Annotated in this window: 25 protein-coding genes; 22 read left to right on the top strand and 3 right to left on the bottom strand. The window is 42.7% G+C overall.

Annotation, left to right across the window (positions count from 1 at the left end):
- Position 1 precedes the first annotated feature (1 nt).
- From K1J09_RS01035 to K1J09_RS01010, 5 genes are all read left to right on the top strand, one after another.
- A complete protein-coding gene (locus tag K1J09_RS01035; RefSeq protein WP_223322580.1) occupies positions 2 to 1,144 on the top strand; it encodes a glycosyltransferase family 2 protein in 1,143 nt (380 codons plus the stop codon).
- A complete protein-coding gene (locus tag K1J09_RS01030; RefSeq protein WP_223322582.1) occupies positions 1,137 to 1,784 on the top strand; it encodes a hypothetical protein in 648 nt (215 codons plus the stop codon). Before K1J09_RS01035 ends, K1J09_RS01030 begins: the two co-directional genes overlap by 8 nt.
- Positions 1,753 to 3,036, top strand: coding sequence for a glycosyltransferase (locus tag K1J09_RS01025; protein ID WP_223322583.1), 1,284 nt, complete (start codon positions 1,753 to 1,755; stop codon positions 3,034 to 3,036). Before K1J09_RS01030 ends, K1J09_RS01025 begins: the two co-directional genes overlap by 32 nt.
- A gap of 195 nt (positions 3,037 to 3,231) precedes the next feature.
- Positions 3,232 to 4,326 (top strand): ferrochelatase, encoded by a 1,095-nt coding sequence (gene hemH, locus K1J09_RS01015; protein WP_023916334.1) that lies wholly within the window; start codon positions 3,232 to 3,234, stop codon positions 4,324 to 4,326.
- A 50-nt stretch (positions 4,327 to 4,376) separates the two neighbouring features.
- Positions 4,377 to 4,742: a TIGR02328 family protein gene (locus K1J09_RS01010; RefSeq protein ID WP_023916333.1), complete on the top strand. Its 366-nt coding sequence runs from the start codon at positions 4,377 to 4,379 to the stop codon at positions 4,740 to 4,742.
- A 77-nt stretch (positions 4,743 to 4,819) separates the two neighbouring features.
- Here K1J09_RS01010 and K1J09_RS01005 read toward each other — a convergent pair whose 3' ends face one another.
- Positions 4,820 to 5,635, bottom strand: coding sequence for a Cof-type HAD-IIB family hydrolase (locus K1J09_RS01005; RefSeq protein ID WP_223321537.1), 816 nt, complete (start codon positions 5,633 to 5,635; stop codon positions 4,820 to 4,822).
- 122 nt (positions 5,636 to 5,757) lie between these two features.
- Between K1J09_RS01005 and lepA the strand changes: the two genes are divergently transcribed.
- The 14 genes from lepA to K1J09_RS00935 all read left to right on the top strand — a co-directional run bounded on the left by lepA (position 5,758) and on the right by K1J09_RS00935 (position 17,969).
- Positions 5,758 to 7,581, top strand: a complete 1,824-nt coding sequence (gene lepA / locus K1J09_RS01000; protein ID WP_009659515.1) for a translation elongation factor 4 — start codon at positions 5,758 to 5,760, stop codon at positions 7,579 to 7,581.
- Between the two features lie 42 nt (positions 7,582 to 7,623).
- A complete protein-coding gene (locus K1J09_RS00995) occupies positions 7,624 to 8,256 on the top strand; it encodes a hypothetical protein (RefSeq protein ID WP_009659505.1) in 633 nt (210 codons plus the stop codon).
- A 328-nt stretch (positions 8,257 to 8,584) separates the two neighbouring features.
- Positions 8,585 to 9,376 carry a nicotinamide riboside transporter PnuC gene (gene pnuC, locus K1J09_RS00990; protein ID WP_223322585.1) on the top strand — a complete coding sequence of 264 codons (792 nt, stop codon included), beginning with the start codon at positions 8,585 to 8,587 and terminating at the stop codon, positions 9,374 to 9,376.
- Positions 9,377 to 9,481: 105 nt separating this feature from the next.
- Entirely contained in the window at positions 9,482 to 10,126 is a 645-nt protein-coding gene (locus tag K1J09_RS00985; RefSeq protein WP_223322586.1) for a hypothetical protein, read from the top strand.
- A 167-nt stretch (positions 10,127 to 10,293) separates the two neighbouring features.
- Positions 10,294 to 10,788 carry a YkgJ family cysteine cluster protein gene (locus K1J09_RS00980; protein ID WP_002904626.1) on the top strand — a complete coding sequence of 165 codons (495 nt, stop codon included), beginning with the start codon at positions 10,294 to 10,296 and terminating at the stop codon, positions 10,786 to 10,788.
- A gap of 197 nt (positions 10,789 to 10,985) precedes the next feature.
- A complete protein-coding gene (locus K1J09_RS00975; protein ID WP_223322587.1) occupies positions 10,986 to 11,819 on the top strand; it encodes an AraC family transcriptional regulator in 834 nt (277 codons plus the stop codon).
- A gap of 52 nt (positions 11,820 to 11,871) precedes the next feature.
- Positions 11,872 to 12,798, top strand: coding sequence for a C39 family peptidase (locus K1J09_RS00970; RefSeq protein ID WP_223322807.1), 927 nt, complete (start codon positions 11,872 to 11,874; stop codon positions 12,796 to 12,798).
- A gap of 192 nt (positions 12,799 to 12,990) precedes the next feature.
- The gene (locus K1J09_RS00965; protein ID WP_002897439.1) at positions 12,991 to 13,680 is read left to right on the top strand and encodes a YjjG family noncanonical pyrimidine nucleotidase; all 690 of its coding nucleotides are present in this window, start codon (positions 12,991 to 12,993) and stop codon (positions 13,678 to 13,680) included.
- 231 nt (positions 13,681 to 13,911) lie between these two features.
- Positions 13,912 to 14,184, top strand: a complete 273-nt coding sequence (gene rpsP / locus K1J09_RS00960; RefSeq protein ID WP_002895310.1) for a 30S ribosomal protein S16 — start codon at positions 13,912 to 13,914, stop codon at positions 14,182 to 14,184.
- Positions 14,185 to 14,203: 19 nt separating this feature from the next.
- Positions 14,204 to 14,443, top strand: coding sequence for an RNA-binding protein KphA (gene kphA / locus K1J09_RS00955; protein ID WP_002895313.1), 240 nt, complete (start codon positions 14,204 to 14,206; stop codon positions 14,441 to 14,443).
- 252 nt (positions 14,444 to 14,695) lie between these two features.
- Entirely contained in the window at positions 14,696 to 15,247 is a 552-nt protein-coding gene (locus K1J09_RS00950; protein WP_223322590.1) for a putative immunity protein, read from the top strand.
- Complete coding sequence (locus K1J09_RS00945; protein WP_223322591.1) at positions 15,244 to 16,593, top strand: TrkH family potassium uptake protein; 1,350 nt, start codon at positions 15,244 to 15,246, stop codon at positions 16,591 to 16,593. Before K1J09_RS00950 ends, K1J09_RS00945 begins: the two co-directional genes overlap by 4 nt.
- 10 nt (positions 16,594 to 16,603) lie before the next feature.
- Positions 16,604 to 17,275, top strand: a complete 672-nt coding sequence (locus K1J09_RS00940) for a potassium channel family protein (RefSeq protein ID WP_032913402.1) — start codon at positions 16,604 to 16,606, stop codon at positions 17,273 to 17,275.
- Positions 17,276 to 17,447: 172 nt separating this feature from the next.
- Positions 17,448 to 17,969, top strand: coding sequence for a GNAT family N-acetyltransferase (locus tag K1J09_RS00935; RefSeq protein WP_002895319.1), 522 nt, complete (start codon positions 17,448 to 17,450; stop codon positions 17,967 to 17,969).
- Here the strand turns inward: K1J09_RS00935 and K1J09_RS00930 are convergent.
- Positions 17,891 to 18,202: a VOC family protein gene (locus K1J09_RS00930; RefSeq protein WP_125332419.1), complete on the bottom strand. Its 312-nt coding sequence runs from the start codon at positions 18,200 to 18,202 to the stop codon at positions 17,891 to 17,893. The two genes, K1J09_RS00935 and K1J09_RS00930, sit on opposite strands and share 79 nt — an antisense overlap.
- A gap of 247 nt (positions 18,203 to 18,449) precedes the next feature.
- Between K1J09_RS00930 and K1J09_RS00925 the strand changes: the two genes are divergently transcribed.
- A complete protein-coding gene (locus tag K1J09_RS00925) occupies positions 18,450 to 19,235 on the top strand; it encodes an alpha/beta fold hydrolase (protein ID WP_223322593.1) in 786 nt (261 codons plus the stop codon).
- A 110-nt stretch (positions 19,236 to 19,345) separates the two neighbouring features.
- Here the strand turns inward: K1J09_RS00925 and K1J09_RS00920 are convergent, their stop codons facing one another.
- On the bottom strand, positions 19,346 to 19,804 hold the full coding sequence (locus K1J09_RS00920) for a hypothetical protein (protein WP_223322594.1): 459 nt from the start codon (positions 19,802 to 19,804) through the stop codon (positions 19,346 to 19,348).
- A 198-nt stretch (positions 19,805 to 20,002) separates the two neighbouring features.
- Here K1J09_RS00920 and rimM point away from each other — a divergent pair, with 198 nt between their 5' ends.
- Both rimM and trmD read left to right on the top strand, forming a co-directional pair.
- Complete coding sequence (rimM, locus tag K1J09_RS00915) at positions 20,003 to 20,521, top strand: ribosome maturation factor RimM (RefSeq protein WP_223322595.1); 519 nt, start codon at positions 20,003 to 20,005, stop codon at positions 20,519 to 20,521.
- The gene (trmD, locus tag K1J09_RS00910) at positions 20,511 to 21,233 is read left to right on the top strand and encodes a tRNA (guanosine(37)-N1)-methyltransferase TrmD (RefSeq protein WP_223322597.1); all 723 of its coding nucleotides are present in this window, start codon (positions 20,511 to 20,513) and stop codon (positions 21,231 to 21,233) included. The genes rimM and trmD overlap by 11 nt, the downstream gene beginning before the upstream one ends.
- Positions 21,234 to 21,267: the final 34 nt, after the last annotated feature.

Raw genomic sequence — 21,267 nt, 5'->3', positions numbered from 1 at the left:
CATGAAACTTATTTTTTTTCTGTTGACTGCTGCTTACCTGCTTCTCTTTATCTTGCGTTGGATCTTGTCTTTGGCTTATTTGAAAAAAGGGCAGAGCTCTTCATCAGACTTTCAAGAGGAGCTTTATACGGTGGTTCAGCCCATCCTATCTGGCGATCCTCGTTTGGAAAATGACTTGCTAGCCAATCTCCAGCAGACAGACAAAGTAGAGTTTTATTGGCTGATTGATCAGTCTGATCCAGAGGCTCAGAGAGTGGCTGACAAGATTTGTCAAAATCCCTCTTATGCCCAGCGCATTCGCGTTTTTCTCATGGAGGATGTTCCTCAAGGGATTAATCCTAAGAGCTATAAGATTGAGCAGATTATAGATGAGCTGACTCGACCATATATGATTGTTCTCGACGACGACAGCGTCATTGATTTTTCAAAAATGGGAGAATTGACAGATTATCTGGGCGAGAATGTTATTTTGACCGGCATTCCCTATAATCAGGAGCGAAGTAATTTCTGGTCCAAGCTAGTAGCAGCTTTTGTCAATAGCAATTCTTTTATTACCTATTTTACCATGGCAGAAGTCAAAGCCAACCACTCGATTAATGGAATGTTCTACATCCTGCCACTTGAACTGGCTAGGGAGCAGAAGCTCTTCAGTGCTATTAAAGACTATCTATGTGATGATTTGGCTGTAGCGGATTTTCTGCGCAGCAAGGGAGTTGAGATTATCCAGACGCGGGTGACCTGTAATGTTCGGACTACTATCAAGGATGCCAAGCAATATTTGCTGCAGATGAAGCGTTGGCTGCTTTTTAGCTCTATATATCTGAAAGAGCACTTGGACTGGAAGGTTATTATTTTAATTGCTCTGCCTAGTTTCCTGCCCCTTCCTGCCTTGCTCATTGCTTTCTTTCTTAGCTGGCCTTTTGTACTGCTGGCTTTGCTTTTGTTCTTGGTCAAGGCGGTTTGGATGCTGGCTTATCGTCGCCTTATCCTAACTACTCAACCGCATCCTGATGAGGTGTTTTACGAGGAGCTGAACGACCTAGTCTTGCCTTGGCTTTTCCTCTATGTCTTGCTCAGTCCGCGAGTGATTAACTGGCGGGGAAGGAAGATTCGAGTGACGGATGGGAAAATCCGCTATGAGTAAGATGAAGCAGTACTTGGCTAAGTTGGATGCTCTGTCGCCAGACCAAACCATGTTGAAATCTAGTAAGGTCTTGCTTTTTCTCAGTGGCAGCAGTCATTTGGAGAGCGCTAGTCTGACTGCAGGACAACTTAAGTTTCTTGAACAGATTTGTCCATCGGATTTCTCAGTAGTGCCTAGTAATTTCCCATTTAACCAGAGATTTGAGCATGAGCGACAAACCCAAGTTTCATTGCTGACAGCTTCCGTTTCCAATATCCGTTACTATTGGCATACTCTCTACAATTCTCGCTTTCAAAAGGCTTTGCAGCAGCACTTCTCTCCTTTGCTGGATGTTGAGGAGGCTGTCATTATCTGCAAAAGCTCGGGGCTCAATATGCTGACCCAGTGGCTGGAGGGCTTGGGTGAGGAAAATATTCCCTTCAGACTGAGAGTGATTGCGCTAGGGCCTGTTTCACGGAGACTCCTAAATCGCAAGGATATTGACTTGCTGGTCATCAAGGGCAGGAAGGATATTTACAGCAGATGTCTAGATGGTCATCTAGCTGATGTGATAGTGGATAGCAACCATTTTGATTATGAATACAGGGAAGATGTGAAAGGATTAGTTTATGACTGGATTAGAAAAAGTGATAAAGATTGATGTGATTAGTGTGCCGTTTAGTGGGCATCTGCTGCCTACTTTGACCTTAGTCAAGCCTCTGCTGACGGATCCGCGTTTTCAGATTCGGGTTATCACTGGCTGCCAAAAGAAAGAGTTAGTAGAGGAAATCGGTTTTGACTGTCTGGCTCTCTTTCCAGAGAGACCGACGGTGATGGAGGACATCGCCAATACCCCGCAACAAAGCAATCCTCTAATTACCTATCAGCAGTTTCGGGCCAATTCTAGGCTTATTCCAGAGGTTATAGACGAATTAAATCGAATTTGGCAAGAAGGTGGTAAACCGGATTTGGTCATAGCGGATTTTGTTGCTTCACCAGCAGGTCTGATTTCTGATCGCTTTGACATCCCCTGGATAACCACAATTCCGAGTCCGGTTGCGATTGAGTGCCGGACGACAACGCCGACCTATTTGGGGGGCTGGAAACCTCATCAGGGTGCCTTATACAAGTTCAGAGATGCATTGGGCAGGCAAGTTATTCGCTGTGGAAAGAAAATGGCCTTTGCTTTAGTTCGGAAGAGTTTGGGAGACTATCAAGATTTTAAACTCTATCGGGAAGACGGTACAGAAGCCATTTATTCGCCTTATTCTATCTTAGCTTTGGGCATGAAAGAGCTGGAGTTTAGAGATGATTTTCCTAAGCAGCTTCGCTGGGTTGGCTACAGATGCCTGTCCTTTGATCGCCTGCCTGCAGCCCAGGAGTCTTATTTTGAGACCGATAAGAAGCGGGTTTTAGTGACTTGCGGTACGCATTTGAAATGGGAGAAGGAGCGCATGGTGGAGCGAGCGAAAAAGCTGAGTCAGCTCTACCCAGATTACCTCTTTTACATCACCTTGGGAGAAGCTAGTGGCTTGGAGAATCCTCCGAAGAGACTTGCGGAAAACCTGTTGCTCTTTGACTATCTGCCTTATACAGATATTCTGGATAAGATAGATTTTGCCATTCATCACGCAGGGACGGGTATCATGATGGCCTGTATTGAGCACGAGATTCCCAGTCTTATTTTGCCTCAGGATTATGACCAGTTTGACAATGCCGTTCGTGCTGAGCTAGCTCAGGTGGGGCTAGTTGCTCGCAGAAAGACCGATGCAGAAGTGCAGCGCCTTTTTAAGGAATTGACGAATCGCCCGGACTGGTCTCAGTTGAAAACTCTTGCCCAGCAAAGCAAAGAATATCAGCCTACAGAAATTCTCTATCAAGAGCTGGGGCGGTTGCTTAAGGTTGATTTATAACTGGAGAATTCAACAAACTATTAAAGCATACTTCCAATATTAAAGTGTCTGAATTATTAAATTTCCCTATTCTTTTCAAGGAATAGGTTTTTTGGTCTATTCAAGTCTTTTTTAAGATGTTAAAATGAAAGTGATTACAAGAAAGTCGTTGGAAAGTCAACTTGGCTTTCTCGGAGTGACTGAAGAGGAAAGATGATGAAGAAAGCAATTCTAATGATGACTTTTGGCTCGCCAGAGGAGATTAGCTTTGAGGGAGTGGCTGAATTTTTTACCAACATTCGCCGCGGTGTCAGGCCGCAAGACCATGAGATTCAGACCCTCTATGATAACTATGTCCTCATCGGTGGAACGCCTCTGCAGCGTATCAGTCTAGAAGAGGTGGAAAAGGTCCGTCAGCGTTTGGCTGGCGAGTATGCGGTTTATTTTGCCAATAAATTCTCACGTCCTTTTATCCCAGACGTGATTGAGCAGATGGAAGAGGATGGTATTGAGGAATGTATCTGTTTGATTCTAGAGCCGCATTTTTCTTACTATTCTGTCATGGGCTATGAGAAGTTTATCCAGAGTGATTCCATCCGCTTTAATATCATTAAGGAATGGTATCAAGAAGAAGCTATTCTTGATTATTGGGCAGAGGAGCTGAGAAAGATTCTTACAGAAGAGGTGAGAGAAGAGACCTTCAAGATTTTCTTCTCAGCCCACAGTGTGCCTATTCTGGCCTTGGATTTCGGAGATCCTTACATTGATCAGATCTATGACAATGCCCGCTTGATTGCTGACAGGTTGGGTTTGACAGAGGAGGATTATCTCAATGTTTGGCAGAGTGAGAGTGACATCGGGCTCCCTTGGATCAAACCTGACGTGCTGGACTACATGCGCCAGCAAGAAACACATCCGCAGCATTATATTTTTGTGCCGATTAGCTTTATCAGTGAGCATATAGAGGTCCTTTTTGATAATGACGTGGAGTGCAAGGAACTTTGCGATGATCTGGGTGTTGCTTATCACAGACCGCCTATGCCCAATTCAGACGACCGTTTAATTGAGGCCCTGATTCAAACTATCCGCCGCCATGAGCATGAACCCTTCAAAGAATGTTTTCCAGAAGAAGAAACCTTCGATGAATTACAGCCGTCGGAGGAGAGCAGTCAGATTCTTGCAGAGGATGCAGAGCTGAAAATGCCAGATTTCGTCAAGAAGCTGATTGAGAAAAAGGGGCGCGAGAATGTTAAGATGCCGTATTTTGTCAAGAAAATGCTGGAGAAAGCTGGAAAACTGCCCAAGAGTTGATTGTTCATATTCGTTGATGACTTTATAAGATCATTTTAGAAGGAGAAAATGTGAGACTTTGGCACCAAGATTTGATTGAAAGACTTCCGCGCCAGCAGCTTTTAGGCCAGCACCGAGAATGCGCAGCCTTACGAGGACGAGGTTGGGGCAAGCCGCATGCAACGGTCAACTATGTTTTTGAGCACAGCCCTTATTGTCTCTATGCTTATCATCTCTTGATTATGGAGGAGATGCAAAAGCGGGGCTATCAGCCAGACAGCCTTTGGCTGGACAAGGAATACCGTGGCAAGACTTGTCCACCTTACCAGCAGTTGCCAGCTGAGGAGCTAGAACATCCCATTTATCCGGAGCATGACGCAGCCTATCTGCAAGAATGCTTGGAAAATCTGAAAGAGAAAGGAATAGAAATCTTCTGATTCCCAAGTGCCAAGACGGCATAGTATTAAGGTTATAGAACGAAAAAGGAAGAGACAGTGCTCTTCCTTTTTGACTTTTATGAGTTCAAAATAAACTTTTCAATAGCTGTAGCAACCCCATTTTCTTCACAGCTGTCTGTGACGGCATCGGCTAGGCTTTTGACATAGTCTGAAGCATTGCCCATGGCTACACCGAGGCCAGCGTATTCCAGCATCTCGATGTCGTTGTTGGCATCACCGATTGCCATGATTTCCTGAGGATTGACGTCCAATTGTTTAGCCAATCGCTTTAGGGCAAAGGCTTTAGTCACACCAGATGGCATGGCCTCGTAAATGACTGGCTGAGAGCGAACGCCACTGAAACGCTGGCAGATTTCTTGGCCAAAGTCGGCTTCAAAAGCATCTACCTGCTCTTGGCTACCTAAAAACATAGCTTGGAACATTCTGTGTTGACCACTGCAAGCCTCTTCTAGGCTAATCTCGGTTGGAGTGGTGAAGACTAAGCTAGCGTCATTCACAACATAGGAACTGGCTTTTTCTCCGACGACGAAATAATGCTCCTCATCAAAGAGAGTCAGCTGGACAGAGCTATTTTCAGACAGGCTGTAGAGATAGCGAATATCCTGACCGCTAAGCTCTTGCCAGTCCACCAAACTCCAGTCGCTGGTCTGGTGTGTGGCGCAGCCATTGTCTACGATGACATATTCGTTTTCTTGTGCAAGGCCCAGCTTGTCATAATAAGGCTTGACGCCAATCAAGGGACGGCCTGTGCAGAGAACTAATTTGACTCCTTTTTCAATAGCTCGGTGCAGAGCTTCGATGTGAGCCTGGGGAATTTCTTTTTTGCTATTGAGCAAGGTGCCGTCCATATCAAGTGCAAGAATTTTAATCATAAAGTGTCTCCAAAATTATTCTGTGATAAGTATAGCATAATTTACAGAGAAAGTCCGAGTCTATAGGAAAAATCACTGGTCTTGTGTTATAATAAATAGAATACCCTAAAAGGATGAGAAAAATGAATTTAGAAGATTTGAAAAAACGTCAGGAGAAGATTCGCAATTTCTCCATCATTGCCCACATTGACCACGGGAAATCAACCTTGGCCGACCGGATTTTGGAGGCGACGGAGACAGTTTCCAGCCGGGAAATGCAGGCCCAACTCTTGGACAGCATGGACTTGGAGCGGGAGCGCGGTATCACCATTAAGCTCAATGCCATCGAGCTCAATTATACTGCCAAGGACGGGGAGACCTATATCTTCCACTTGATTGACACGCCGGGACACGTGGACTTTACCTATGAGGTATCGCGGTCGCTAGCGGCCTGTGAAGGGGCGATTCTGGTCGTGGATGCGGCTCAGGGAATTGAAGCTCAGACCTTGGCGAATGTCTATCTAGCGCTGGACAATGACTTGGAAATCCTGCCTGTTATCAATAAGATTGACCTGCCAGCTGCGGATCCAGAGCGGGTGCGGGCAGAGATTGAAGATGTGATTGGACTGGATGCTAGCGAAGCCGTATTGGCTTCTGCCAAGGCTGGCATCGGAATTGAGGAAATTTTAGAGCAGATTGTGGAAAAAGTTCCAGCTCCGACTGGAAATGTAGAAGCACCGCTCAAGGCCTTGATTTTTGACTCAGTCTACGATGCCTATCGTGGGGTAATCCTGCAGGTGCGGGTGATGGACGGCGTGGTCAAGCCGGGAGATACCATTCAGCTCATGAGCAATGGCAAGACCTTTGATGTAACAGAGGTTGGCATTTTTACTCCCAAGGCCATTGGCCGCGATTTCCTAGCGACAGGGGATGTTGGCTATATCGCAGCCTCTATCAAGACGGTGCAGGATACTCGGGTCGGAGATACAGTGACCTTGGCGGATAATCCAGCCGCAGAACCTCTGCACGGCTACAAGCAGATGAACCCGATGGTTTTTGCTGGTCTCTATCCTATCGAGTCCAATAAATACAATGACCTGCGTGAGGCGCTTGAAAAGCTCCAGTTAAACGATGCCAGTCTGCAGTTTGAGCCAGAAACATCTCAAGCATTAGGATTTGGATTCCGCTGTGGTTTCTTAGGCTTGCTGCACATGGATGTCATTCAGGAGCGTTTAGAGCGGGAGTTTAATATTGATCTGATTATGACGGCACCATCCGTTATCTATAAGGTCAATATGACGGATGGTGCTTCAATTGATGTGTCCAATCCGAGCGAGTTTCCGGATCCGACCAAGATTGATTCCATTGAGGAGCCTTATGTCAAGGCGCAGATTATGGTGCCCCAGGAATTTGTCGGAGCGGTGATGGAGTTGGCTCAGCGTAAGCGCGGTGACTTTGTGACCATGGATTACATCGATGATAATCGGGTCAATGTCATCTATCAGATCCCACTTGCTGAAATCGTCTTTGACTTCTTTGACAAGCTCAAGTCCTCTACTCGTGGCTATGCTAGCTTTGACTATGAAATCTCTGAGTATCGCTCGTCCAAGTTGGTGAAGATGGATATTCTCCTTAATGGCGACAAGGTTGATGCTCTTAGCTTTATCGTTCACAAGGAATTTGCCTATGAGCGTGGTAAGCTGATTGTAGACAAGCTCAAGAAAATCATTCCTCGTCAGCAGTTTGAAGTACCCATTCAGGCAGCCATCGGACAGAAAATCGTGGCTCGTACAGACATCAAGGCCTTGCGTAAAAATGTTTTGGCCAAGTGTTATGGTGGTGACGTTTCCCGGAAGCGCAAACTCCTAGAAAAACAAAAAGCCGGTAAAAAACGGATGAAAGCTATCGGCTCTGTCGAAGTCCCACAAGAAGCCTTCCTCAGTGTCCTGAGTATGGATGAGGAATAAAACCTTATATCTCTAGGTAATATATCCCAAAAGGAGAAAAACATGAAACAATCGTATCTGCTTGGAGCAGTTCTAGTATTAACTTCACTTACTCTTGTATCGTGTGCCAAGTCTGGACAAAAGCCTGATCAATCTAGTTCTTCAACCAGTTCCAGTGCACAAGTGAAAAAGAATTCTTCAAATTCTTCTTCTAAAAGAAGCAAGAACAAAACCAATCAAGAAACAAAACGTGTTGGTTCTCCAGAGTTTGGTTATATCGATATCCCAAGTAAATGGATTAAATTTTTTGATGCAGAGGTTGAGGGGCTTATCCAATATACCGACGGTTCTGCTTATAATATCATTACCATGAATGCTGTTTCTAAGGCAGAAGCTGAAGTAGCAGATGGTGAGACTTTCAATGCAGAAACAATTGCTCAACATGTAGCCTATAATTGGAGTCAAAAAGATAATATTGAGAAGATGTGGGGCTCTAAAAGTACTGTCTCAGGAATAGAAGCCTTTCAAATAAACATCATTCTGAAATCAGGACAACTTGCTAATACATTGGTTTTCCAAAAAGATGACAAAGTCTATATACTATCCTTTGAAGGCGACGAAGAAACTCTTGATGATTTCATTACAAACATGAAAGATACTTGGAGTCTTGATAGCAAAGGAGCAGTCAGCGAATAATAGTTTAAAAAAACAAGAGGCCTATTTATTAAGTCTCTTGTTTTTTCAGTGTAGAAGCTAATTATGTTTCACAAAAAAAGATTGTATCTAATCAAAAAGTTCGACCACTACCAAATCCAAGCAAAAAGACTTACAAAAATCTGTAGGTCTTTTCTTGAAATCCGAACGTTAAGAAATCTTTTTTTGATTTTACTTGACATTTTCTGAAATAGGAATATGATAAAATATGAATACTGCATAAGACAAATCTTGTGCGTGTTCGAAAATAATAGAGCGTTGCATCCGTAAGTCAATTTGACACGGCTCTTAAAAAACAAAAGGAGAAAGAATGAATACTTATATCCAAAAGAAAATCGCAAACATGAAGCTGACGCTTTCTGAAATGTCTGGTGGCTACAAACGAATGGTGACCAGTATGAAGAAGCTCGGCTTTTCTGCTACCTTGAAGCTTATTTGGGACGATTTGTTTGCTCATCGCAGCTTAGGTCAATGGGTTTATCTCTTGATTCTAGGGAGTTTTCCGCTCTGGCTGGAGCTGATATATGAACATCGTATCGTGGATTGGACAGGGATGATTTGCAGTCTGACTGGGATTATCTGTGTAATTTTTGTTTCTGAAGGACGGGCTAGCAATTACCTCTTTGGTTTGATTAATTCTGTGATTTACTTGATTTTGGCTTTGCAGAAAGGCTTCTATGGCGAGGTCCTGACGACTCTTTACTTTACAATCATGCAGCCAATTGGACTCTTGGTGTGGATTTACCAAGGTCAGTTTAAAAAAGAAAAGCAAGAGTTTGTTGCTCGTAAGCTAGATGCCAAAGGATGGACAAAATATCTATCACTCAGTGTGCTTTGGTGGTTGGTCTTTGGCTTGATTTATCAGTCTGTAGGTGCCAATCGTCCTTATAGAGATTCAATCACAGATGCGACAAATGGAGTAGGGCAAATCTTGATGACGGCTGTTTATCGCGAACAGTGGATTTTCTGGGCAGCGACCAATATTTTTTCTATCTACCTCTGGTGGGGTGAAAGCCTTCAGATTCAAGGGAAATATTTGATCTATTTAATCAACAGTTTGGTAGGATGGTACCAGTGGAATAAGGCTGCTAAAAAAGCATAGTCCTATAAACGGAAAAAGAAATCGGTTGTGACAATGCCTCTCTTTCCTTTCGTCCTAAAAATATGGTAAACTAGTATTAGTAAAATTTATTAGATTTAGGAAGGAATGACCATGAAAAAGAAGTACTTTCTGCTCTCCCTGATAATCTTAGCCGGCCTCTCCCTGTCCTCTTGTAGCCTTATTAAGAGCTATAGCAGTCGGAAAGCATCTGATTCTTCCAGTCGGGTTTCCCTGAGAGATGACAGCGATACAAGTAGTAGCAGTCGTAGAGAAAAAGATTCGTCAAAGACTACTGGTACGCAGCGGGTTGGCTCTGATGATTATGGCTATATTAGTATTCCTGATAATTGGATTAAGTTTACAGACGTAGATGGTGGCGACAGCGTCCAGTATACGGATGGAAGTGGCTATAACATTGTCACGATGAACGCTTATACAAAAGAAAAAGCTAACATTGGAGAAGGTGAAGAATTCAACGCTGAAACCATTGCCCAACGTATTGCTTATCACTGGAAGGATAATAAGGAAGTCGATGATTTTTGGGGAGCAAAGAGTACCGTAGCTGGAAATGAAGCCTTTCAGATTAATGTTGTTTTAAAATCCACTCAAAACCTAACGGTTTGGGTCTTCAAACAAGGCGATAAGGTCTATATGATGTCCTTTGAAGGCGATGAAGACACTCTGTATGAATTTATCCCCTATATCGAAGAAACTTGGAGCGTCAGCAAGGACGGTGGAAAAAGCATTTAGCGACAGCATTTGATGAGTGCTCTCTAAGTTCATAAAAAGCAAATCTGGGACTCGTTCTCAGATTTTTTTGTTAGATGGGATATCTAATATTCTTTGAGTTTGATAAGATTTAAGAGGGCTCATTTTATGATATAATAAAAGCAATTTGAATACAGAAAGAAAAATATATGACCCAAGAAATCGACCTTGAAAAGTACCATCAGCTAGCTTTGCAGAAGCAGAAAGAGCATCGAAAATTTTTAGCCAGTCTCAAGAAAAAGCCACCAAAAAACCTAGATAAGATTGCCCAGCAAATCCATGATGAGGTCTTTGAGGAGATTGACTGTACAGCCTGCGCTAATTGCTGTAAGACTCTGGGACCAGACTTTAAGGAAGCAGACATTGTCCGTATTGCCAAGTATTTCAAGATGAAGCTGCCGGCTTTTGAAGAGGAATTTCTGCAGGTAGACGAAGACGGTGACAAGGTCTTCAAAGCCATGCCTTGTCCTTTTTTAGGTGGAGACAATCTCTGCTCGATCTACGATGTCCGTCCAAAGGCTTGTCGAGAGTTCCCTCATACAGACCGCAAGAAGATTCATCAGATTAATCATCTAACAATCAAAAACACCCTGACTTGCCCAGCGGCTTATCTTTTTGTGGAGAAGCTACGGGATAGGTTGTAGAATCCCCCTCTAAATCTTGTACAAAAATTCTAGGGCGGGAGTATCTTAGATCTGTTAGACTATAGTTAGAATTGAATACGGCCTAGAAGCTATGTGAAAAAGATAAAATTTCCTCGGAGCAGGAGCCTTTCCCTTAATTTTCCAATTTTCACTTTGCTTTTAACGGCCTTAGTATCTTTTATGAGGTGAAAAAGAATATGATGCATCAATTCAATCGAACCATGGAATATCTAGAAAGTAAGTTGGACGCAGAAGTGGATTTACAGCAATTTCAGCAACTTTCGGGCTATTCTTATGCTCTCTTCAGCAGGCTGTTTTCCATCCTGGCAGATATGACTCTAGCAGAATACTTACGCAATCGCAGGCTGTCAGAAGCTGTGACAGACTTGCGGGAAAGCTCTGAGAAAGTCATTGATATAGCACTGAAATACGGCTATGAATCTGCGGATGCTTTCAGCGCAGCTTTCAAGAAATTCCATGGTGCGAGCCCCTCAGAAATTCGAAATGGAAAACCTTATCGGGTCTTTCCTAGACTTCAATTATCCTTAAAGATTACAGGAGGAAAGAACATGGATATCAAGATTCAAAAGAAACCTGCTTTTACCGTAGCAGGCGTCCTATTGGAAGCTATTGACAATAGCCAGTGCCCGTCTGCATGGGAGCAGCTCTATGCAAATCACAGCTTTGAAAGCCTAGAAAGTCTGGGCAGTGGCCAATCCTTTGGTGTCTGCTCGGATGTCAAAGAAGGCGAAATCATCAACTATATGGCTGCCTATGATGTGAAGAATAAAGCTAAAGCAGAAGAACTAGGTCTGTCAATCAAAGAAATCGCAGAAGCTGAATATGCTATCATACCAGTCAAGGGGGCTATACCAGCCAGTATCCACCATGCTTGGAAATACGTCTTGGAAGTCTTTTTCCCAGAAACTGGCTATCGCCACTCAGGAGCACCAGATTTTGAAGTTTACACCGAGGGAGACATGTCCTCGCCAGACTATCAAATGGAACTCTGGATTCCTGTGGTGAAATAAAATGGTGATTGCAAGTCATTTTTTAGGTGTCGATTACAGAGGAGGAGATGCTATGCAGATATATTTTGGGGACGTTTCTCTTTGTTATACATATTCACTTGCGATGGCGTTGCGTTCGTATGGTTATGATGTTCGCCCTGAGTTTTTGGAAGCCATTATGGTGATGGGAAATGGTGCTAGTGTTATAAAGGAAGATGAAAAACACCCCTTAGTCTTCTTTGATAATGGGATGCCAGATAGTTCTATCAGCCATTCTTTAAACATTCTGGGCTTTACATACGACGAATACTATATAAGGGATTCAAATGCGGTGAATCATATCTCTATCAGAGAGATATTAAGTAAGTTCTTGCTGAGCGGACCAGTTGTTCTTGGCCCTTTGGACATGGGGTATCTGACTTATAACCCCAATCATATCCATTTGTATGGGGTGGACCATTTTGTTTCGGTTTATGATCTAGATGATGAGTTTATCTATTTCCATGATCCAGCAGGCTTTGCTTGTATGAAAATGACTTTCTCAGAATTTTCGAATGCCTGGGAAGCTAAAAATATCGACTATAAAAGAGGTTCTTTCTCCATGTGGGGAAACTTTAAAAAAATCAAATCTCCAACTTCCAAAGAGATTTATCAGAAAACATCTATGCTGATGAAGCAACGATATGAGCACGGCGAGGAGAATGTGATAACAAGATATGCTAAGTCGGTAGCGGACAATGGCTTGAATGAAGAACAAAAACATCTTCATCAATACTTTAGTTTCAAATTAGCTTCTATCAGAAATCTATACATGAGTAACTTCTTAAAAGACCACGATACGGTCAGATCTGAACTAAAAGAAAATTTAGCAAAGTTGTTCGGCCAAGCTCATCTATTTTGTATCAAGGAAGATTATCAGAAACTGTCAGAAGTCTTGTATGATATTGCAGCACTAGATAATAAATTTAGAGATTTGTGCATTCACTATAAAGTAGAGTAGAAGAAGTGAGAAAAACGAAGATGCTGTTTGGTAATGCAGCAGAGTCAAAACAAGAGCCACCAAACTATCAAATGAAAGTCTGGATTCCAGTAGTGGAATAGATCAGAAACCAGCCGTTCGTTTTTGAGCGGCTGTTTTTTTTATGCATTGTGGTATAATGAAGCTACTACAGTTACAGAAAGGACTTCTACCTTGTCATACAAATTTCTACTTTTCGACCTTGACCATACGTTACTGGATTTTGATACAGCAGAAGATATTGCCTTGACTCATTTTTTGGAGGAGCAGGGCGTGACGGAGATTCAGATCTACAAAGACTATTATATTCCCATGAACAAGGGGCTTTGGCGGGAACTGGAGCAGGGTAAAATTACCAAGTCAGAGCTGGTCAACACTCGCTTTTCTCGTCTTTTTGCCCATTTTGGCATTGAGAAGGATGGCGCCGAGTTAGCCTTCCTTTATCAGCAGCATATTGCTCAGCAGGGTCAGACCTACGTTGGTGCTAGCGAGCTTTTGGACAGTCTGACAGCAGCTGATTATGAGATTTACGGAGCGACCAATGGTATCACGGCTATTCAGACCGGCCGCATGGCCCATTCCGACATTTCTCCTTATTTTAATCATATTTTTATATCGGAGCAGTTGGGGACACAGAAGCCCGAAACTTTGTTTTATGAAAAAATAGCAGAGCAGATACCAGATTTTGACCTGTCCCAGACTTTGATGATTGGAGACTCCTTGACAGCTGATATTGCTGGCGCTAATAATGCCGGATTGGACTCTATCTGGTACAATCCCAAACAGCTAGAAAATAAAAGTCTTTTTCAGCCGACCTATACCGCTTATTCTTATGACGACATTATCAGACTATTGGTTCCATAAGGAGACTGCAAATGAAAAAAATCCTTGTCTTGTTTTCTCTTAAATATATTTTTATCAAGCAAGCTAGTAAAAACGCATTGTGCTTTTAAGTAAAAAAGACTAATCTAAAGAAATTTTAACTCTGTCAAGAAAAAAACTTGACAGCTGTTTTTAATCTGCTATAATAGAACATGTGCTTAATAGCTCTGCTATTTCACCAAAAGAAAAAAATAAAGAAAAGAGACCTTAATAATGGCAGTAAAAATCCGTTTGACTCGCATGGGTTCTAAGAAAAAACCTTTCTACCGTATCAATGTTGCAGACTCACGTTCACCTCGTGACGGACGTTTCATCGAAACAGTTGGTACTTATAACCCACTTGTAGCTGAAAACCAAGTGACTTTGAAGGAAGACCGTATCCTTGAGTGGTTGGGTAATGGTGCACAACCTTCTGATACTGTACGCAACATCCTTTCAAAAGAAGGCGTATTGAAGAAATTCCACGATTCAAAATACTCTAAATAATAGAAGCGTAGGTTGACATATGGACACGATTGAAAATCTAATTATTGCGATAGTGAAACCTCTGATTTCACAGCCAGATGCCTTAACTATCAAGATTGAGGATACACCTGAATTTTTAGAATATCACCTGGATCTTGATCAGAGTGATGTTGGACGTGTAATCGGTCGTAAAGGTCGTACTATCTCCGCTATAAGGACGATTGTTTACTCTGTCCCAACCGAGTACAAAAAAGTTCGCATCGTCATTGATGAGAAATAAGAAGCAGCGGGGCTATGTGTCCCGTTTTTTTCTATTTCTCTTAGCGAACTGAGTGCGCAGCTCTCAAGTGAGCTTAGGGAAATTGATGCCCAGCAAAGCGTGGGTACAAAGCCCTTAATGAAATAAGCCGTTAGGCGCAGTTGAATTTAGGGGAATTGATGCAGTTCGAGCGTATGTGAGAACTAGACACTTCATTTAAGAGAAGAACGAAATGCAGGGGCGAGTTTAGAAAAATTCGAAACTGGAGGGCATATGAAGCCAGAAGATTATGCTTGGAACGCTCATGAGCGCAAGTGTTATGAGAATAGACAAGTGATTTTACCGAGCCCATACAAGCTGAAAATCCTGGATGATGGTGAGAAGAGATTGGAATTGGAGCTTGTTTTGGAGGAACTTCCTCAAGGGAAACTGGCTCGATGGGCTATGAAAATAGCGTCAAGCTTTATAGCTCTGATAGATGCGGAAGATGAGTCTGAAAAGCAGAAGATTTTGACTCAGGTAAGAGCGATTTTTCAGGCTCGACTTGATGGTAGGGCATCTGCCTATGAACTAAGGCAGGCTGGTTTCTTGGCTAACAAACTGTCGCAGCAAGCCCAATCACAAATCGGTAAATATGCTGCGCGTGTTTTTGCCCAAGGAGTCGCATCAGGCCACATGCGGGGCCATGCTATTGTCGCAGCGGATTATGCCATCAAAGTCAGAAATTTGCAGAGTCCAGATGATATGCAGCGGGCTGTCAAGGAAAGAGAAAGACAGATAGAGCTGGCCTCTGCTTTTATTAGATCAGGAAAGGAAACTTTATGAAGCATTTATTTTCACGCTTGTCACCAGCGCAAAAGATTATCTTGTCTTTTCTTCTGGTGATATTCTGTGGCTCCTTGCTACTCAGTCTGCCTTGGGTGCAGACGGCAAGTTCCCAAGCGAGCTATCTGGATCATCTTTTTACAGCTGTCTCGATGGTCTGTGTGACAGGGCTTTTTACTCAATCGGTTGTGGATACATACAATGTCTGGGGACAGCTCCTTTGTATGTTGCTGATTCAGATTGGTGGTTTGGGAATCCTGACTTTTATCGGATTTTTCACCATGGAAAGTCGGAAAAAGCTCAGCCTCAAGGATCGCCGTATTCTGCGGGATAGTTTTAGTTATGGTCACAATCGTACCTTAGGTCAATTTGTCCGTTCGATTTTTATCACGACTTTTAGTATCGAAGGACTGGGTGCGCTCCTTCTCATGATTCGCTTCATTCCCAAGTTTGGTCTGAGAAAAGGGATTTTTAATTCTATCTTTTTAGCCGTTTCTGCATTTTGTAATGCGGGCTTTGATAATTTTGGCAATGATAGCCTACTAGGCTTGCAGACAGATGTTTTGGTCAATATCACCTTGGCTCTCCTCATCATTACTGGAGGACTGGGCTTTATGGTCTGGTTTGACTTGGCGACTAAATTGGGAGGAAAACAGAAGGGGCTGCACTTTCATACTAAGGTAGTCTTGCTGCTGACTGCTGGTCTCCTCGTTTTTGGGACGGTCACGAGTCTCTGGACGGAGTACAATAATCCTGGAACGATTGGCAATCTTTCCTTTGGCGATAAGCTACTGGTCAGCTTTTTTCAGACAGTCAGTATGAGGACAGCTGGCTTTGCTTCCATTGATTATACAGCTGCTCGTCCAGTAACCCTGTTTATCTATCTGCTCCAGATGTTTCTGGGAGGGGCTCCGGGTGGTACAGCGGGCGGTCTGAAAATTACGACCTTCCTAGTTCTTTTGCTTTTTGCTCGAAAGGAAATCCTGGGCTTGCCTCATACCAATATGGGACGGAGAACGCTGTCTCCTCAGCTAGTGCAGAAGGCTTTTGGTGTGACAGTGATTTTTCAGCTGACATTTCTGCTTGGTCTTTTGGCTCTTGGGCTAGTGACCGATAGCAGTCATCGTTTTATTTACCTGATATTTGAGACTGTGTCGGCATTGGCTACAGTTGGTGTCACGGCCAATATCACTACCAGCCTCAATACAGCTGGTATGATTGTGATTATGTTGCTAATGTTTATTGGACGGGTGGGGCCGCTGACTCTTATGGTCAGTCTCAACCATTATCAACCGAAGAAGGCTGCAACCTTGCATTACAGCAAGGCGGACATTATGATTGGATAGGAGAAAAGAAATGGCAAATCAAACAGTTGGAATCCTCGGCTTGGGGATTTTTGGACAGAGTATCATTGAGGCCTTGATTTCTCAAGATGTAGAAATCATTGCGATTGATAATCACGAAGAGACAATCAATCAGTATGAAGACATGATTGCCGTTGGTGTGATCGGGGACATTACTGATATGGAGCTTTTAGAGGCGGCAGACGTTGGGTCCTGTGATACGGTCATCGTAGCGACGGGAGAAAGTCTGGAATCCAGCGTCCTAGCGGTCATGCACTGCAAGGCATTGGGCGTTAAAAATGTCATTGCCAAGGTCAAAGATGAAGTAACTCAGCAGGTGCTGGAAAAGGTGGGAGCTGATCTGGTTATTCTGCCTGAAGTGGAGGCTGGTATTTCATTGGCTAAGACTATTCTCTTGAACCATTCGATTGAGGTCTTCCAGCTGGATGACGATGTAGTAGTGGCTGAGTTTGAACTGCCTGCTAGCTGGGTCGGGAAAACGGTCCGTGAAGTAGATGCTCGCAGGCTTTATCATCTTAATATTATCGGATACCGTCTGACAAAAAATCAGCCTTTGGAAAGCAAGTTTACTCCAGACTTTGTTTGGCCAGAAGGCGTCAGCATTATGGCTGTGACTGATAACCAGCATTTGGATAATTTACGTGAAATAGTGAGTAGCAGCTAGGATAATTCCTCTTCGGTGGGGGCCAACCGATTCTATCTAGGCATTCGGCACCTTTCTATTATATGAAGAAAAATATATGAAGAAAAAATGGATACATAGGAGCTCTTTCAGGGCTCTTTTTTGAAACCAGTTGCAAAATTTATTATACTATCACTAGAAAAGGAGTGATTTTATGAGCTTAACCAGCCAGATCATTACAGCAGATTTTCCAGATTTGGATAAGGTAGAAGCCTTGAATAATGAAGGTTTCCCAGAAGAGGAAAGGATACCGCTCAGTGAATTTTTACGATATGAGGAACAGGAGGATGCTAATTTTTTCGCCTTTTATCATGAAAAGGAATTTGTTGGTTTTGCCTTTGCCATCTCCAACGCGCAAGCCTTTTATGTTAGTTTCTTTGCTATTATGCCCCACTTGCGCAGCCATGGCTATGGCGGTGAAATCATCGAAAAGCTGGTCAATTTCTATCAGCGAACCATGCTTTTAGAAATCGAGCGCCTAGATGAGCCGTGTGATAATCTTGAACAGCGTCAGGCTCGCTGGGAATTTTATAAAAGCAAGGGTTTCCGCTCGTCGAATGCATTTCTGGAATATGAGGATCTTAGCTTTGAAATTCTTTATCGAGGTGATTCTTTTGACGAAGAATCTTTTTCGATACAAAGTCCTTGCCAGCCTTCCTCGCACTCATCCCAGTAGAAAAAGCGCTCCAGATTTTTAGGTCTGCCAAATAGTTTAGCTATGATTTTGGCTATTACAGGAATGCCCGTATTTTCCAGTAGCTCAATATAGGGGCCTTGACTAAAGTATATTAAGGCATTGTTGGGTTTTTTCCTTCTGCCGTATTCGACGACAAAACCCTTTTCTTCCCATTCCTTGACCGCCTGCCGTAAGCCTTTTACCTTGTAAATCAGATGGCCGCTTCTTATCATAGTAGCCCCTCCTTTTCGTATTCTGCCTTTACCTTAGCATAGATTTTTAGGAAAAACAAGCCTTGAGATTAGCCTTCATTCACAGTGCAAGCAACTGCCTCTTCTAACACGAATCTTGGTTGAATATGAAAAAATTTTGGTATATAATTTTGGGTATTGGGGTGTCCTTATTCTACTAGTAAAATAGCTAGCTCTCAGATAGTAGTGTGTGCCCGGATAATATTTGTAAGAATCGATTGGAAACATTATGAAAGAAAAAATAATCAAAACGAAAGTAGGACAGCTATTTGTATATTATCAACCTGCGGAAAAGATTGCTGTATTTTTAAGCGGTGCAGGGAGTCTGCCGACCTATGAAAATTTTTTGCCAGTCATTCGGAAGTTACCTAAAAATTGGGGCTATTTAACAATAGATTACCCTAATGCTGGCCAAAGCCCACTGGAAAATCAAGAAAATTTTGTTTTGGACGATTTGGTTCAGTCTATTTTGGAGGTTTTATCAGATTTTAAAGTCCTCCAGTATGCTGTTTGCGCGCACAGTATTAGTGGTCTTGTAGCAGTTAAAGTTGCTGAATCAGAGCCGTTTTGTCAGGGACTAATCTTAATTGAGCCGACCACTTATTCTGTTCTATATGGCGAATTAGCTCAGAATCCTTATCCCGAATTTTTATCCTTACAGGAGAAAGTTCAGACGCTCGGTGGAGGATATGAATATCTGAAAAAAATAGGACAAGAGAGTTTTTCAGTAGCTGATTTTAAAATCTTATGGGTGAAGGCAGAAAGGAGTTCTGATAGATTAAAATCTGTACAAGAAGGATTTCAACATTATTGCAGTATCGCAAAAAGCGATTTTCAAAACTTAGATATCTCTTTTCAATTCCCGATTTTTATCTTGAGTCAGGCCTATCGAGAACAAGAATATAAAGATTCCGAATTTGCTTCACAAAATGCCCAGATTATTTTAGGAGGCAACCATCATTATTTACATTGGAGTCAGTCAGAAAAGATAGTTGAGTTTCTTTTAGAAATGTGATAGGCAAGATATATACAAACTTTAATTGGTACATTGAAAGCGGGAGAGAAGATACATGCAAAATAGCTGAGATTTTAATCTCAGCTATTTTGAACATATTTATGAGAGTTTTATCCTAGTATTTCAGCAATAGCATCTCGAATCTCCTGAACGGTTGCGGATTTGCTATGGTCACTTGTATCAAATTCAATGTATTGGCCATCAGCATCAATAGTTCCACCGACAGGCCCCTCGGATCCATCAACAGATGCACCGATTGCTGGTGGTTGGCTTGTATCTGCATAGTCTATCTCAATAACGATGATGCGCGTATTGGACTCCAAATCATCTATCATTGGAAGAGACGATGCAGAGGTCATGTCCTGACTAGCATAGTATTCTAGGAAAGCCTTGATGGTTGGGTTATCAATTTGAGCAATTTTTTCGTCAATGGCTGAGACATTTCTAGTTCCCCTCGTTTCGTTTTCCATTGCTTGGCTTTTTTTGACCTGTGTCAAAGCAGTCAGACTGGCAGCTGTTGTGGCTAGAAGAGCAGTAGAGAGCAAGAGTTTGCTTAATTTTTTTCCCATAGGTATCACCACCTTCTTTCTGGTTTTGCATAAATACACTGGGGTATTTATAGTACTGAGGTTCTATATGTATAATTATACGTTAAGTAGCAACATTAATCAAATAAATATAGGCAAGAGAATTCCCCCTTATCTCCCTTGTACATTCCCCTATATCATGATAAAATACTAGGCAGAGTATAATATGTTGGAGTCGAGATGAATTATTTTAATGTTGGAAAAATTGTCAATACGCAAGGTTTGCAAGGTGAGATGCGGGTTTTGTCAGTGACGGATTTTGCTGAAGAGCGTTTTAAAAAAGGCAATACCCTTTCCCTGTTTGACAAGAAAGATCAGTTTGTCATGGATGTGGAGATTGCCAGCCATCGTAAGGTCAAGAACTTTGATATTATCAAGTTTAAAGGGATGTACCACATCAATGACATTGAGAAATTCCGTGATTTCACTCTGAAGGTCCGAGAGGAAGATTTGACGGACTTGGAAGACGGGGAATTTTACTACCATGAAATCATCGGCCTTGAAGTCTATGAAAATGACGTTCTTCTTGGTACGATTAAGGAAATTCTGCAGCCAGGAGCCAATGATGTCTGGGTAGTCAAGCGCAAAGGCAAGCGCGACTTGCTGCTGCCTTATATTCCGCCAGTGGTTCTGGGGGTTGACATTGAGCAAGGTCGGGTTGATGTAGAGATACCGGAAGGATTGGACGATGAAAATTGATATTTTGACTCTCTTTCCGGAGATGTTTGCGCCCCTGGAGCACTCTATCGTCGGAAAAGCGCGAGAAAAAGGCCTCTTGGAAATCAATTATCACAATTTCCGAGAAAAGGCTGAAAAATCCCGGCATGTAGATGACGAGCCATACGGCGGAGGCCAGGGTATGCTGCTACGGGCCCAACCTATTTTTGATGCCTATGATGCCATTGAAAAAAAGCAACCGCGTGTGATTTTGCTGGATCCTGCTGGTCGGACTTTTGACCAAGCCTATGCTGAGGAACTGTCTAAGGAAGAGGAGCTCATTTTCATTTGTGGCCATTACGAAGGCTATGATGAGCGGATTAAGACCTTAGTGACAGACGAAATCTCGCTTGGGGACTATGTTCTTACTGGGGGAGAATTGGCAGCTATGACTATGATTGATGCTACAGTTCGCCTGATTCCAGAGGTTATTGGAAAGGAAGCCAGTCATACAGATGACAGTTTTTCGTCTGGACTATTGGAATATCCTCAGTACACTCGGCCTTATGACTATCGGGGTATGGTTGTTCCTGAAGTCCTTATGAGCGGCCATCATGAAAATATCCGCAAGTGGCGTCTCTATGAAAGTCTGAAAAAGACCTATCTAAGACGTCCAGACTTGCTGGAACGCTATCAAATGACGGCCGAAGAAGAAGCAATGTTAGAAGAAATTCGACAAGCTCAATCTGACTGACAAGCAAGGTTAACTCTTAGAAAGTATCTAGGAG

It is taken from the genome of Streptococcus sanguinis, assembly GCF_019928825.1.
GTDB classification, from domain to species: Bacteria; Bacillota; Bacilli; order Lactobacillales; family Streptococcaceae; genus Streptococcus; species Streptococcus sanguinis_L.
This window is presented reverse-complemented; position numbering and strand designations above follow the sequence as displayed.

What these genes read in the sequence shown, in the direction of transcription:
- K1J09_RS00975 (WP_223322587.1), top strand. Translation starts at nt 10,986, where the DNA reads ATGATGCATCAATTCAATCGAACCATGGAATATCTAGAAAGTAAGTTG.
- K1J09_RS01005 (WP_223321537.1), bottom strand. Translation starts at nt 5,635, where the DNA reads ATGATTAAAATTCTTGCACTTGATATGGACGGCACCTTGCTCAATAGC.
- rpsP (WP_002895310.1), top strand. Translation starts at nt 13,912, where the DNA reads ATGGCAGTAAAAATCCGTTTGACTCGCATGGGTTCTAAGAAAAAACCT.
- K1J09_RS00995 (WP_009659505.1), top strand. Translation starts at nt 7,624, where the DNA reads ATGAAACAATCGTATCTGCTTGGAGCAGTTCTAGTATTAACTTCACTT.
- K1J09_RS00945 (WP_223322591.1), top strand. Translation starts at nt 15,244, where the DNA reads ATGAAGCATTTATTTTCACGCTTGTCACCAGCGCAAAAGATTATCTTG.
- rimM (WP_223322595.1), top strand. Translation starts at nt 20,003, where the DNA reads ATGAATTATTTTAATGTTGGAAAAATTGTCAATACGCAAGGTTTGCAA.
- K1J09_RS00940 (WP_032913402.1), top strand. Translation starts at nt 16,604, where the DNA reads ATGGCAAATCAAACAGTTGGAATCCTCGGCTTGGGGATTTTTGGACAG.
- K1J09_RS01030 (WP_223322582.1), top strand. Translation starts at nt 1,137, where the DNA reads ATGAGTAAGATGAAGCAGTACTTGGCTAAGTTGGATGCTCTGTCGCCA.
- K1J09_RS00950 (WP_223322590.1), top strand. Translation starts at nt 14,696, where the DNA reads ATGAAGCCAGAAGATTATGCTTGGAACGCTCATGAGCGCAAGTGTTAT.
- K1J09_RS00985 (WP_223322586.1), top strand. Translation starts at nt 9,482, where the DNA reads ATGACCATGAAAAAGAAGTACTTTCTGCTCTCCCTGATAATCTTAGCC.
- lepA (WP_009659515.1), top strand. Translation starts at nt 5,758, where the DNA reads ATGAATTTAGAAGATTTGAAAAAACGTCAGGAGAAGATTCGCAATTTC.
- hemH (WP_023916334.1), top strand. Translation starts at nt 3,232, where the DNA reads ATGAAGAAAGCAATTCTAATGATGACTTTTGGCTCGCCAGAGGAGATT.
- trmD (WP_223322597.1), top strand. Translation starts at nt 20,511, where the DNA reads ATGAAAATTGATATTTTGACTCTCTTTCCGGAGATGTTTGCGCCCCTG.
- kphA (WP_002895313.1), top strand. Translation starts at nt 14,204, where the DNA reads ATGGACACGATTGAAAATCTAATTATTGCGATAGTGAAACCTCTGATT.
- pnuC (WP_223322585.1), top strand. Translation starts at nt 8,585, where the DNA reads ATGAATACTTATATCCAAAAGAAAATCGCAAACATGAAGCTGACGCTT.
- K1J09_RS00970 (WP_223322807.1), top strand. Translation starts at nt 11,872, where the DNA reads ATGCAGATATATTTTGGGGACGTTTCTCTTTGTTATACATATTCACTT.
- K1J09_RS00930 (WP_125332419.1), bottom strand. Translation starts at nt 18,202, where the DNA reads ATGATAAGAAGCGGCCATCTGATTTACAAGGTAAAAGGCTTACGGCAG.
- K1J09_RS00980 (WP_002904626.1), top strand. Translation starts at nt 10,294, where the DNA reads ATGACCCAAGAAATCGACCTTGAAAAGTACCATCAGCTAGCTTTGCAG.
- K1J09_RS01035 (WP_223322580.1), top strand. Translation starts at nt 2, where the DNA reads ATGAAACTTATTTTTTTTCTGTTGACTGCTGCTTACCTGCTTCTCTTT.
- K1J09_RS00935 (WP_002895319.1), top strand. Translation starts at nt 17,448, where the DNA reads ATGAGCTTAACCAGCCAGATCATTACAGCAGATTTTCCAGATTTGGAT.
- K1J09_RS00925 (WP_223322593.1), top strand. Translation starts at nt 18,450, where the DNA reads ATGAAAGAAAAAATAATCAAAACGAAAGTAGGACAGCTATTTGTATAT.
- K1J09_RS01025 (WP_223322583.1), top strand. Translation starts at nt 1,753, where the DNA reads ATGACTGGATTAGAAAAAGTGATAAAGATTGATGTGATTAGTGTGCCG.
- K1J09_RS00920 (WP_223322594.1), bottom strand. Translation starts at nt 19,804, where the DNA reads ATGGGAAAAAAATTAAGCAAACTCTTGCTCTCTACTGCTCTTCTAGCC.